The sequence below is a fragment of the Streptomyces sp. NPDC048644 genome (assembly GCF_043199105.1).
Classification (GTDB): Bacteria; Actinomycetota; Actinomycetes; order Streptomycetales; family Streptomycetaceae; genus Streptomyces.
On the sequence record NZ_JBICVO010000003.1, the window covers coordinates 146587 to 159648 of the forward strand.

8 protein-coding genes are annotated in these 13062 nt (G+C 71.7%); 1 reads left to right on the forward strand and 7 read right to left on the reverse strand.

The features are described 5' to 3' along the window. Positions 1–36: 36 nt before the first annotated feature. The 6 genes from ACGFNI_RS07790 to eccD all read right to left on the reverse strand — a co-directional run bounded on the left by ACGFNI_RS07790 (position 37) and on the right by eccD (position 6884). Complete coding sequence (locus tag ACGFNI_RS07790) at positions 37–2178, reverse strand: hypothetical protein (protein ID WP_393681626.1); 2142 nt, start codon at positions 2176–2178, stop codon at positions 37–39. A 132-nt stretch (positions 2179–2310) separates the two neighbouring features. Further along, the gene (locus tag ACGFNI_RS07795; RefSeq protein ID WP_393681628.1) at positions 2311–2772 is read right to left on the reverse strand and encodes a hypothetical protein; all 462 of its coding nucleotides are present in this window, start codon (positions 2770–2772) and stop codon (positions 2311–2313) included. A 37-nt stretch (positions 2773–2809) separates the two neighbouring features. Continuing rightward, positions 2810–3094 (reverse strand): hypothetical protein, encoded by a 285-nt coding sequence (locus tag ACGFNI_RS07800; protein ID WP_393681630.1) that lies wholly within the window; start codon positions 3092–3094, stop codon positions 2810–2812. A gap of 104 nt (positions 3095–3198) precedes the next feature. Next, positions 3199–3543, reverse strand: a complete 345-nt coding sequence (locus ACGFNI_RS07805) for a hypothetical protein (RefSeq protein ID WP_393681632.1) — start codon at positions 3541–3543, stop codon at positions 3199–3201. A 421-nt stretch (positions 3544–3964) separates the two neighbouring features. Further along, positions 3965–5440 carry a type VII secretion protein EccB gene (gene eccB / locus ACGFNI_RS07810; RefSeq protein WP_393681633.1) on the reverse strand — a complete coding sequence of 492 codons (1476 nt, stop codon included), beginning with the start codon at positions 5438–5440 and terminating at the stop codon, positions 3965–3967. A 55-nt stretch (positions 5441–5495) separates the two neighbouring features. Further along, positions 5496–6884, reverse strand: a complete 1389-nt coding sequence (gene eccD, locus ACGFNI_RS07815; protein ID WP_393681634.1) for a type VII secretion integral membrane protein EccD — start codon at positions 6882–6884, stop codon at positions 5496–5498. 277 nt (positions 6885–7161) lie between these two features. Here eccD and eccCa point away from each other — a divergent pair, with 277 nt between their 5' ends. Further along, positions 7162–11133 (forward strand): type VII secretion protein EccCa, encoded by a 3972-nt coding sequence (gene eccCa / locus ACGFNI_RS07820; protein ID WP_393681635.1) that lies wholly within the window; start codon positions 7162–7164, stop codon positions 11131–11133. 437 nt (positions 11134–11570) lie between these two features. Here eccCa and ACGFNI_RS07825 read toward each other — a convergent pair whose 3' ends face one another. Further along, positions 11571–12941, reverse strand: coding sequence for a S8 family serine peptidase (locus ACGFNI_RS07825; protein WP_393681637.1), 1371 nt, complete (start codon positions 12939–12941; stop codon positions 11571–11573). Between the last annotated feature and the right edge of the window lie 121 nt (positions 12942–13062).

Consider the following 13062-nt stretch of genomic DNA (forward strand, 5'->3'; position numbering starts at 1 on the left):
GCCTGCCCTTCCGTTCGTCTGCCACTGTCCGTGCGTTCATCGGCCGATCACGCCCGGTGTGCTGCCCTCGTCGGTGCCCCACACCTCTTCCTCCTCGTCGACCCAGGTCTGGCGCTGCCGCTCGCCGCCCTGGCCGCCGCCCGCACCGGCGCCCGCGCCGCCACCGCCCATCGGCGGCACCATGGGGCTGCCGGACGAGGTGGCCCGCCCCATGGCGGTGGCCTCCTGCGCCGCGCCCCGGGCGAGCCTGCCGCCGGGAGGCATCTCCTCGGGCGGGATGGAACCGCCGGATCTGAGTGCCTTGGGGCTCATGCCGGTCCGGGGCGGTGTCGCCTCGTTGAGCGCCGAGTTGCGCCCGATGCCGCCGCCTTCGCCCGACCCGCCGCCCATGCCCGCCGGGCCGCTGACGGTCTTGAGTCCGCGGGGTATCGCCGGCGGGTGCTCCATGTCACCGTGCGCCCCCGGCGGCTTCACTCCGGGAGGCGTCTGGAGGTTGTTGGCGAACTTCCGCTCGCGCCACAGCGATCCGTCGTTCGGCGGCTCCGTCACGTGGCTGAGCTTGGTGCCGCGCGGCACGGTGATCTGGTGGCCGTTGCGGTCCGTGGCGAGCGTGCCGTCGGGGCGGGTGACGGTTCCGTTGGAGTTGACCTTCGAGCCGGGCGGCACGTCGAGCGCCTTGCCATGCCCGTCGGTGAGCGGCTTGCCGTCAGGACCGATGAGCTTCGCGGAGGGGTTGCTGCCGAGGGTGCCCGTGCCAGGGGGCCCGCCGAACGACTTGTTTCCGCTGGTGCCGGTCATCGGCGGCTGGATCCTGGGCGGCATCGGCGGCATCATGCCGGGCGGCGGCGCGTGCTGGTCCTTGTCACCGTCGCCGCCCGCGTGCTGGGTGTCGACACCGCTGGTCGGCGGGCCGTCCAGCTTCGCCGACAGCGGCGCCTTGAGGTCCTCGCCCTTGCCGCCCCCGAGGCCGTCCGCTCCCGACGTGCCTTCTCCCGGCGGTGCCGTGCCGTCCCCGCCCGTCCCCTTCGACGGGTCGAGGCCGGCCGCGTTCGGGCCGTCGGTGTTGTGCTTGAGAAGGTCCTGCGCACCGGGCGGCAGCTGCTGGTTCTGCTGGTTCTGCTGGTTCTGCTGGTTCTGCTGGTCCGTTCCCGAGGTGCCGGGCGGCTTCGTACCGAACGGGTTGGTCTGGCTGCCGAACGGGTTGGTGGCCGACGCCCCGGGAGGCGTCTGCCCGCCCGGCATCTTCAGCTGCATCGGCTTGATCTGCTCGGGGATCGCCGAAGTGGCACTGCCGATGGCGGAGTTGAGCGCCTGCATGTGCTGACCGGCCGGCTGGTCGAGCCGGGTGTTGACGTTCGCCAGCCACAGCGCCTTGGCCCGTGACTGGACCCGGTCCCAGAACTCCTGCGTGTTCGGATCCCCGAAGGACGAGGTGACCTTGGGGTTGACCTGGTCGGGGAACTCGATGTGGGCGCCCTGCATCGCTTCCTGGAGCGCGTCGTGCGTGGCGTTGACCGGCCAGGCCATCCGGTCGCCCCGCCAGGCGGTGTGCGCGTCGTACAGCCTGGCGAGGGTGTCGTGCAGCTGTGTCCTGGCGTGGTCGATGTCCGCGGCGAAGTCACGCGGGTTGGTCATCTCGACCCGCAGGCGGTCGAGTTCGTTGGCCATGCCGTGCAGCACCGCGCGGAAGACGCCGGCCGAGCTGCCCTGCCAGTTCGAGTCGTCCTCGTTGATCTCCCTGGCCCAGCTCTCGATGATGTCCTTGGCGCCCTGGATCCGGCGCTCCAGACCCCGGGCGGTGATCACCGCGGTGTCGAAACTCCCCAGGCTGGCGGCGTCGTTGCCCTTGAGGGAGTTGAAGACGGGGACGAGGATCTGGTCGGGCTGGTGCACGAACTGGCCGAGCGGGCCGTCCGAGGCGTCCATCCCGGCCCAGTCCATGGTGACGCCCAGGACGTACTGGTTGGGGAGTCCGGCGCCGGTCCCGTCGCCCTGGGTGGTGTAGTTGAACGACCACCACACGTCGTACACGGAGTCCAGGTTGTGGTCGCCGCCGGGGAGCGTGCCCGCGTCGAACGACGTGAACCAGCTCGGCCCGCCGTCACTGCCGATCGCCGAGCTGTCCGTCACCTTCTGGCCGGTGGCGGCGAAGGCTTTCATCGCCTCTCCCCAGTTCACGCGCGCGCCCGTCCCTTCGGCCCGTACCGGTTCACCGTGGTCCCTCTCCTGCCGGATTCCGTCCTTCGGGCAGCCGCGTGCGACGGTCCGAAAGGGCTCCGGTGTGTGGTCGGTTGTTCCTTCTCAGGGCCGTCAGGCCGCGCCCTGGGGTGGCGGGGTCTTGCCGGCACCGCCGCCACCGCCACCGCCGAACCCGTTCAGGATGTCCTGGAGGTCCTGCATCATCTGCGACGCGGTCAGCTCGGTGTCCTGCTCACCCTTGTCCAGGATCTGATTGACCGTCATCAGATCGTTCGACAGGTCGGTCATGGACTGGGCGAACCCGTCGAGTTCGTGCTTCAGGCTCTGGCAGAACTTGGCGTAGCGCTGCTGAAGTGCCTGACCCGCGGGAAAGTCCTTGCTGCCGGCCAGCAGCTTCGCGTATCCGCCGGGCCCCGCAGGGCCACCGGCGAAACCGTCCAGATTGCGGTAGTCGTCGTTGTCCCGCAGTCCCTGGATGAAATCGTTGATCCGGTGCTGGGCAAAGTCTTCGAGGTATCCCTCGGTCACCTTGACTTTGCCGGTGCCGCCGGAATTCTTGTCTTCGTCGCTCACGAGTCGGCCTCTCCGTCCACGCGGGAAATTCCGCTGCTCAGAAGTGGCTCTGACCCTTGTTATCGGCCTCGATCATCGCGTTGATCATGCTGTCCAGTGCCTGCACGCCCTGCTTGTGGGAGCTGTTCAACTGGGCGACCTGGGTGTCCACCTTGCTCTGGACTTCCTGCCAGGCGTCCTTCGTACGGCCCTGAGTATTCGCAAGAAGCGGCGTCAGCTGCTGGACCATGTCCTCCAGCGCCTTCGTCATTTCGGTATTGGCCTGGTTCAGCACATTGACGTCGTTCTGCGCTTCTTGGATTTGAAGAGTGAAATCTGCCATGACTGCTCCTTGTGCATGTCGGGCGGCCCGTCCCGGGCGTGCGCCCACCTGTTGTGGTCGGGGTGCCTGAAGCCGGGTCCGTCAACAGGCACGGGAATTCGGGACTAGGACTTGCCGCCGCCGGACATCACGCTCTGGATGCTGTCGATGTCGCCCGACCAGCCCGCCGCGTGGTCCTGCGCCTGTGAGTCACCGGCGTTCAGCGTCTGGTTGGCGGCTTCCAGGCTGGCGTGCAGGTTGTTCACCTGGGTCGACGCCTGGTTGTAGGTCTCGATCCACTGCTGCATCTTCTGCTGGAACGTGGTGCTGGCGGTGGAGTGGAAGTGCTGGGCCGCCTGCTGGACGGTGTCCTCCACCTTCTGCCCGGCCGTACGCATGGACTGCATCTGGCCTTCCAGGAGGACCAGAGCGTTCTTGATGTCCTGTTCCTGCTTGTTCAGCTGAGACATAAAGAATTCCTTTCGGGGAGGGAGGCGGGATGGCCGGGGAGACGTGCGGCGGACACGCTCCTGACTTTCCTCGCCTTTCGTTTTCTGCGGGCGGTGCCGGTCATCCCGTACACCGCTGTGCGATGCCATCCGGGAACGTGCGCGAACAGTGGGCGGTACTGTTCACGGAGGGTTCACGTTGTCCGGATGCACCGCTCCCGAATACGTCGGTCCGGTGTCGTTGTCACGGAGTCGCCGACCCTACCGGCCGTTTCGCCCGCGCTGCGGCGGGATTCACGCCGGTAATCCGGCTGCCACGACGCCGAGTTCACGAGAGAACCAGCTTCGGGAGGCTTCATCATTACCAGGGTAGAGAAGGCCGCGACCCGTGTAGTCATACCAAAGGCTGACCTTCGGGAAGGGATTGCGCGGCGCCGCCCGTTCATGAGCCGGAGCCGTTGTGCGCGCAGCCCGCGGACGAGGCGGGCGCCGCCGGGACGACGCCGCCCTTGGCGAGCTTCGCCGGGTCCAGGCTCGGCCCGGTGGGCAGCAGCTGCACCAACTGCGCGGGGAGCGTGGCCGGTTGCGCGGTGTCGTACCCCAGCTGTTTGGACGCGGCCTGGGTCATCGGGTAGGCCGCGCCGGAGTCGGTGACGAGGTAGTCGGACGCGCCGGCGCCCGCCGACGAGAGGGCACGGACCAGCGCGCCGCGGCCCGGACGCACCCAGACCCGGTCGGACGCCAGACAGCCCGCCTGGATGCCGGGCTGCGTGTTGGGGGCGCCGGCCGGCACGTCCTTCGCGTCCAGGACGACGATGCCGGTCGACGGGCCCTTGCCCGCGCCGGTGCCCGGGGTGACCTTGGTGCACACGTCCTGCTTGTCGTTGGCGGTGACCAGCCGCGGCGCCGTCGCCGGCAGCCCTTCGGCGAGGGCGTTGCCCAGGTCGGACGACGCCTGGTGGGCCTCCAGGTCGGCGGGCCCGATGGTGCGCACCTGTACGGCGGCGCCGTCGTACGCCTCCTTCTGGGTGCGCGGGTCACCGCGCAGCAGGTCGAAGAGGAGCGGCGTCAGCGGGACGAGGCCCTCCTTGCGCAGCACGTAGCGCTGGCCGCCGGTGGCGGTGAACAGCTGGCCGACGCGGGAGGGCGCACCGGCCAGCGACGGTCCTTCGTTGCCGCGGTCCGGCACCCCGGGTGCGGCGACGTCGGTGCCCGCGGTCAGGGTGTTGAGGAAGTCGTCCTTGACCTGGAGGGGTGTGGCGTTGGCCCAGCCGAGTGCGGAGTGCGCGCCGTGGCCGGTGTCGATGCGGTGCCGCATGCCGTGCCAGAGCAGCTGCACGCCGCCGGACGGCGAGCTGACGAGGGTGCCGGACTTGTCGTCGATGGCCTCGCCGACCTCGGTGCTGCCGACGGCGATGCTCAGCACGTCCCGCTTCTTGCCGTAGGAGTTGGTGAGGTGACCCGCGCAGGCCAGCCAGGCTCCGGTGTCCAGCGCGTCGGGCGCGGGCACCGAGTCCGGCGCGCCGACGATGCCGACCGGCGCGCCGTGCGGCGTGCCCCCGAGCGAGGCGGCGCTGACGCTCTGCACCGTCATCCGGCTGCCGGCGATGAGCTTGGCCGACGCCTCGTTGAGCACCGGGTGCAGGGCGTCGCCTGCGAAGAGGTAGCGGCTGGTGGAGTCGTCGACCAGGACGAGCGTGCCCGGGGTCTGCCACGAGGTGGCGCCGCCGGGTGAGACCACTCCGTAGAGCGTCACGCCGACGGCGACGAGCACCGCGAGGAACGTCCCGCCGATCAGGCCGCGCTTGGTGCGGGCGCTGGGCGCGTCGGGGGCGTCGGGTTCGACGCGCAGCATGCCTGCCGACAGCCGGCTCATCACGAACAGGTGGGCCTGTACCTGGTCCCGCCTGGATTGCATGGAATTCCCCTTCCTCGGCCGTGACGCACGGCCGGCGGCTGTCCGGGAGGACGGATCAGCCCTTGATGGCGCGCAGTTGCTGGTAGATGCCGGCGACGAGGATCGTCAGCGGGACGAGGACGACGGCGGCCGTGGTGTGCAGCAGGTCGCCGATGCGGCCCCAGTACGGCACCAGGCGGCGGCCGGGGACGGTCCAGGCGGCGATGGCGGCCACGGCGGCAGCCGCGAGCAGCCCCGCGGTCAGTCCCAGCCGTGCGGGCAGGGAGATTCCGGTCGCGCTCAGGGTGGCGGCGAGGGCGAGTCCGTAGGCGCCGGGCAGCACCATGGACAGGCGCTGCCACAGGCTGCCGAAGTGCCGGGAGTGCAGCAGCAGGAGCAGGCTCAGCACGCAGGCACACACCAGGGGCGGCCAGCCGTCCGCGCCGGGTGCGGTGAGCAGGGCGGTGAGGCAGGCGGCGGCGACCAGTCCGAGTGCGGCGTAGAGGCCGGTCATGTAGCTGTCGGCGAGCACCGCGCGGGAGGCGATCCGGTCGGCGGGGTGCGGGGTGATGCCTTCCTGGAGCTGGTCGGCGTTGGAGGGCAGGACGGGCAGCCGCAGGCCCGACATCCGGAAGCCGAGTCCTGGGACCAGACCGCCGCAGACGAGCACGCACAGGACGACGATGCCGGCGGCGTGGCTGACCGGGAGTCCGGCGACCACGCCGCCACCGCCCACGGCGACGAAGAGGCTGACGGTCAGCGCGCCGAAGAACAGCGGGGCGCAGGCGGCGACCGCGGCGAGCGCCAGCACGGAGGCGCCGGCGCCGGTGGCACCGGCCGCCAACAGCCGGGCGCCGAGCAGTACTTCGGTGTCGCCGCCGGTGGGCACCAGGGCTCCGGCGAGCGCCATGTAGGGCACGGCCATGATGCCGAGCACCGCGCCGCCCGACGCGTCGCCGACGGCGCGGGACGCCGCGCCCGAGCAGCCGACCAGCAGCAGGGCGAGTCCCGCGCTGATGACGGCTCGCAGCACGGTGGGCCCCGGCAGGGCCAGGACGATCAGGCCGACGGTCAGGGCGGTGGCCGCGAAGCCGAGGAGCAGGCGGCGGGTGAGTTCGGGCCGCCAGGAGTCGGGCCGCTTGCGCAGGGCCTCGCCCACGCCGTCCACGAGGTCGTCGTAGGCGACTTCGGGCAGCGTTTCGTGGCGGGGGCGTAGGTAGAGGGTCTCGCCGTCGCGCAACTCCAGTGTGCGCGGGGTGCCTTCGTCGTCGAGCGGCGGCTGCCCCAGGCGCTGTACGGCCCAACCGCCCTGTTCCAGGCCCTGTTCGTGGAGGTCTTCTCCCGCGTAGTCGACGAGGACCGGCAGCAGGTCGGCGACCGGGACGTCGACGGGCACGCCGATGTCGAAGGACCTTTCGGGGGATCGGACGGTGAGTCGGCACAGGCCGACGGTGGTGTCGCTCACGGCGGCTCGCTCTCTTCGTCCCGGAAAAGCCTCCGGGTCGACGCGGATTGAGGAGAACACTATCGTGACTGCTTATCAGTAATTCGATCGCAGAGCGTACTCCCGAGAGTTGAAGGTGTACCTCAAGCCATCCGGTCACCGCACTGCAATCTTCCCTTAACCGCTAGCATTTGCATCATCGCGGTTGCGAATTGTTTCTCGCTCCCACTCCCCTGGTGCCGGCCTGCACCGGCCGGCCGCGCAGCGGGAGAGGCCGCCTCCCGAAGGAAGGTCCGTCTTGAGCACCGTCACATTCCGCCGCCCCCCACGCAGGCCGGGGCCACAACTGCCGCAGGGCGAGCTGAGCCTTCAGGAACCGCCGGCCCTGCCCGAGTCGCAGAGCGCCATGTCCGGCGTGATCACCTACCTGCCCATGGCGCTCAGCTCGATGGGCATGGTGCTGATCTTCCTGAAGCCGGGAGGCAGCGGCGGCGCCCTCACCTACGTCGCGATCGGCATGATGGCGATCTCCGCCATCGGCATGCTGGTCACCCAGTTCATGCGCAGCGCCCAGGACCGCAAGCGCAAGCTGCGCGGCGAACGCCGTGACTACCTGCGCTACTTGACCACCACCCGGCGCCGGGTCCGCAAGGTGATCACCCAGCAGCGGCAGGCCCTGTCCTGGCAGCACCCCGAGCCGCCCGCCCTGTGGTCGCTGGCCCGCACCAGCCGGCTGTGGGAACGCCGGCTGACGCACGAGGACTTCGCCGAGGTACGGATCGCCCGCGGCTCCCAGCAGCTGGCCCTCACCCTCTCCCCGCTGTCGACCAAGCCGGTCGAGGACCTCGAACCGCTGTGCGCGCACGCCCTGCGCCGCTTCATCCGCGCGTACGGCACGGTCGCCGACCAGCCGGTCGCCGTCCGGCTGCGGACCTACGCCCGGATCGTGCTGCGCGGCGACGAGACGGCCTCCCGCGCCGCGGTACGCGCGCTCCTCGCCCAGCTTGCGGTGCTGCACGCGCCCCGCGAGCTGGACATCGTGATCGTCGCGGACGGCGAGGCGCGGGCCGAGTGGGAGTGGACGAAGTGGCTGCCGCACGCGCACCACGCGGCGGAGACCGACGGAGCGGGTCCGGCCAGGCTGGTCATCGACAGCGTCTCGGAGCTGGAGGCGCTGCTCGGTGAGGAGTTCGCTCAGCGGCCCAAGTTCGACGCCGACCGGGAGCCGAGCCGGGACGAGCCGTACACCGTGATCGTGCTGGACACCGCGAACGTGCCGCAGGGCGCCCGGGTGGCGGGCGCCGGCTACGCCAACGCCGTGGTGCTCGACGTGCGCGGCATCCTGGGCTGGCAGCACTCGCGCCAGGTGCTCAGACTGCGGATCGACGCCGACGAGCTGCACATGATCGGCACGGACCGCAGCGGCAAGGAAACCGAGACCGCGATCGGCAGGCCCGAGGCGCTGGGCGCCGCCGCGGCGCGGGCGCTGGCCGCCACCGTCGCGTCCTACCGTCCTGGCGCGCGCACCCAGACCGACCAGCCGCTCCAGGAGGACATGGACCTGGCGGGACTGCTGGGCATCGCCGATCTGCGCACCGCGGCCATGGACCGGATGCAGACCCGCTCCCGCAGCGAACGGCTGCGGGTGCCGATCGGCCTGTCGGCGGACGGCACACCGGTCGAGCTGGACATCAAGGAGTCGGCGCAGGGCGGCATGGGACCGCACGGCATGCTCATCGGGGCGACCGGCTCGGGCAAGTCCGAGCTGCTGCGCACCCTGGTGCTCGCGCTGGCCCTGACCCACTCGTCCGAGACGCTGAACTTCATCCTCGTCGACTTCAAGGGCGGCGCGACCTTCCTCGGCCTCGACGAACTCCCGCACACCTCCGCGGTGATCACCAACCTGGCGGACGAGACGGCGCTGGTCGAGCGGATGAAGGACGCGCTGCACGGCGAGATGATCCGCCGGCAGGAACTGCTGCGGCGGGCCGGCAACTACGCATCCGCCCTGGAGTACGAGAAGGCGCGCGAGGGCGGCGCCGACCTCGCGCCGCTGCCGACGCTGTTCGTGGTCGTCGACGAGTTCAGCGAACTGCTCGCCGCGCACCGTGACTTCATGGAGCTGTTCGTGATGATCGGCCGGCTGGGCCGCAGCCTGGGCGTGCATCTGCTGCTCGCCTCGCAGCGGCTGGACGAGGGCCGGATGCACCAGCTGGAGTCGCACCTGTCGTACCGCATCGGTCTGCGGACGTTCTCCGCGATGGAGAGCCGCGGCGTGCTCGGCGTGCCCGACGCGTACAACCTGCCGTCCCAGCCGGGCAGCGGCCTGCTCAAGAACGACGTGGGGACGCTGACCCGCTTCAAGGCCGCGTACGTGTCCGGGCCCTACCGTCCGGCCCGGCGCAGCACGCAGCAGGCGGTGGTGGCGGGCCAGGTGGTGCCGTTCAGCACCGCGTGGGTGGCGCAGCGGCAACTGCCGCAGGCCGCGCCGGAGCCGCTGCCCGACGAGGCCGACGAGTCCGCGCCGAACCTGCTGGACGTCGCCGTGGACCGGCTGCGGGAGCGGCCCACGGCCCCCGCGCACCAGGTGTGGCTGCCGCCGCTCGACCTCGCGCCCACCCTGGACGCGCTGCTGCCGCCGCTGGCACCGGCCGCCGGACGGGGCCTGGCGCCCGCAGAGCCGCAGCAGGGCGGCCGGCTCGCCGTGCCGGTCGGCATCGTCGACCGGCCCTTCGACCAGCGGCGCGACCCGCTGATGGCCGACCTGTCGGGGGCCGGCGGCCACGTCGGCATCGCGGGCGGCCCGCAGAGCGGCAAGAGCAACCTGGTGCGCGCCCTGATGAGTTCGCTCGCCCTGACGCACACCCCGCGCGAGGTGCAGTTCTACTGCCTGGACTTCGGTGGCGGCTCGCTGTCGGGCCTGGCCGGGCTGCCGCACGTCGGCGGCGTCACCGGGCGCCTCGACCCGGAGCGTGTGGTGCGGACGCTGGCCGAGATCACCGGCGTCATCGCGCGCCGCGAGCGGCAGTTCGCCGAGCTCGGCATCGAGTCGATGGACGACTTCAGGCGGCGGCGCGCGGCCGGTGAGCTGGCCGACGAGCGGTACGGCGACGTGTTCCTGGTCGTGGACGGCTGGGGCACCGTGCGGCAGGACTTCATGGACCTGGTGCCGACCTTCAACCTCATCTCCTCGCGCGGGCTGAGCTTCGGCGTGCACCTGATCATCGCGTCGACCCGGTGGGGCGAGATCGGCAGCGCGCTGCGGGACCAGCTCGGCACCCGCTTCGAGCTGCGGATGGGCGACCCCATCGACTCGGTGATCAACATGCGGGCGGCGGACACCGTGCCGAAGATCCCCGGGCGCGGCATGACCGAGGAGCGGCTGCACTTCCTGACCGCCCTGCCGCGGCTGGACGGCGACGCGCAGGTCGCCTCGCTCGCCGAGGGCGTCACCGCCATGGTGAACCAGGTGGCGGCTGCCTGGGACGGGCCGCCCGCACCGCCGGTGCGGATGCTGCCGGCGCAGCTGGACGCGGCCACGCTGCCCGCTCCCGACGGCGATCTGCGGGTGCCGCTCGGCCTGGAGGACCAGCGTCTCGAACCGCTGTGGCACGACTTCGAGTCGAGCCCGCACCTGATCGTCATCGGCGACGCGGAGACCGGCAAGACCAACCTGCTGTCCCTGATCTGCCGGGCGGTGGCAGGCCGCTACACGCCGGACGAGGGACGGGTCATGCTGGTGGACTTCCGCCGCACGCTGGGCGCCAGCGTGCCGGAGGAGTCCAGGCTCGGCTACGCGGTCTCGACGGACAAGCTGCGGCAGATGGTCGAGGGCGTGGCGCGGGCGATGCGCGACCGGGTGCCGGGGCCCGACATCACGCCGGAGCGGCTGGGCAAGCGCGACTGGTGGACCGGTCCGCAGCTGTTCCTCGTCGTCGACGACTTCGAGATGGTCGGCGGCGGCGGCATGTCAGGGCCCAGCCCGTTCGCGCCGCTGATGGAGTTCCTGCCCCAGGGCAACGAGCTGGGTCTGCACGTGATCGTGGCGCGCAGCGCCAACGGCGCGTCCCGCGGCATCAGCGACCCGCTGCTGCGTCAGCTCCTTGAGGCCAACACCCCCGCGCTGATGCTGTCCTGCCCGCCGTCGGAAGGCATGTTCCTGCCCGGCGTCAAGCCGCGGACCATGACCACGGGACGCGGCCTGTACATCACGCGCCGGGGCACGACCCAGGTGCAGACGGGCATGCACCACGCCCCCACCGCCCCGTAGCGGGCGGGCACGGCGAGCACCGAAGCCCCGCACGGCTGCCGTTCAGGCACCCCGTGCGGGGCTTTGCTCTTGCACATTTAAAGGGGTTCTCTCGCGTACGAGGAACAGCTATTCCCTTTTCTTGCAACCGGCAGGGAAGCAGCGGGAGATAAAAGCCTTCGCGCACCACCCCCAGGTGGAGGGTTTGGGTGGTGGCAAAAAAGCGATGCCCTGAATCGGCGGGCGAAAGAACGGGCTCGAAATACGCTCGAACGGGGAAGGGAAATGCGCCTGGGAGCGGCCGGGATGGCCAAAACCGGCGGCCGGGCACGGCGTGTTCGGGCCGCGCGAGGGGCGCGGGGCACGAAAAAGGAGGCCACCTCGGCGTGAGGTGGCCTCCTCCAGACGCGGAGCGGGCGGGGGACGGGGCCTTCGGCCTCCGTACGAGCGGCGGGGCCTCAGGCGCCGGAGGCCGTGCCGCCCGCCGGGCCGCCGGACGACGGCCCGCCGCCGTCGGCCGCGAGCCTGCCGGGCCGCCAGCCGCGCCGCTGCCCGCGCGGGATGACCGCGGCGGCGAGCGCCATCAGCGCCAGCAGCACCGCGGACGCTCCGGCGATGATCCAGGCCCGGTGCCCGGCGGCCCCGGATTCCGGTGCGGGCAGCCGCAGCGCCTCGGCCGCGCCCGTGTCTCCGGCGTGCACCGACGTGCTCAGGTTGGCGGTGACCGCCGACCCCGGGTCCACGGTCCCCCAGCCGACCAGCGGTCCCGCCCCCGCGCCCTGGTAGTGGTACGCGGTCCGCTCCAGCCGGGACAGCACCTGAGGCGCCGTCAGGTCCGGCCGGTACGAGCGGACCAGGGCCGCGGTGCCGGCGACGAAGCCGGAGGCCAGGTCGGCGCCGCTGCCGGTGAAGTGCCCTGCGCCACGCGGCCCGATGCTCAGCACGTTCTGGCCGGGCGCCGCCAGATCCGGCGCGGTGGCCGGCGGCACCTGCTGGTCGGGCAGCCCGTCGGGCGGCGCGAGCGAGGCGACGGCCACCACGCCGGGCAGCTGCGCGGGGTAGGCGAAGGGCGCCGCCTTGCCGCTCTCCTGCTGCTCCCCGTAGGCAGGGGCGATGACCAGCACGTCCTTGGCCTGTGCCGCCTTCACCGCGGCGCTCAGCGCCGCGCTGCCCGACGCCAGCGCCACCGGCACGTCGACCACCTTCGCGCCGCCCTTGACGGCGGCTTCGATCCCGGCGGCGATGTGGTCGGCCGATGTGGTGCCGTCGTGTTCGGTGGCGCGTACGGCCAGGATGTGCGTCCCGGGGGCGACTCCGGCGAAGCCGACGTCGGCCGGTTTCGCGGCGGCGATCAGCCCGGCGACGAAGGTGCCGTGGCCGACGCAGTCGGTGCCGGCCGAACCGCCGGCGACCACGTCGGGTCCTGCCGTGACCCGCCCGGCCAGCGCGGGCGACCCGGTGGCGTCCACGCCGGTGTCCACGACGGCGACGGTCGCGCCGTCGCCCTCGGTGAGGTCCCAGGCCAGCGCGGGGTTCAACACCGCCTGCTGCCACGGTGGTTCGGACGCCTTCTTGGCGGACGGCTTGGTGCAGGCTTTCCCCTCCAGCACCCGGGGAATGGGCGGCAGGGTGGTGCCGCCGCCCTGAGCGCCGTCCGCTTGCGCGGCCGGGGCCGCGGCCGTGGCGCTCACCGCCAGCAGCCCGAGAGCGGCGGCCGTCCCCAGGACCCGCCGCACCCCGGGAAGCCGATGGCCGGTGAACCCGGCAGTGCTCTCACGGCAGTTGTGACCGTCCACCAGCGGTGTTCCCCTACTTCCGTCGTCACCCATCGACTCACACCGTCCGACGTCCCGGGGATGGCACGACCGCTCCGCCGTCCCTGACACCGGGCACCGCGCGGCGCACGGCCTCCGGAGAACGACGGCGCGGCCCGCTGCGGACACTCCATTC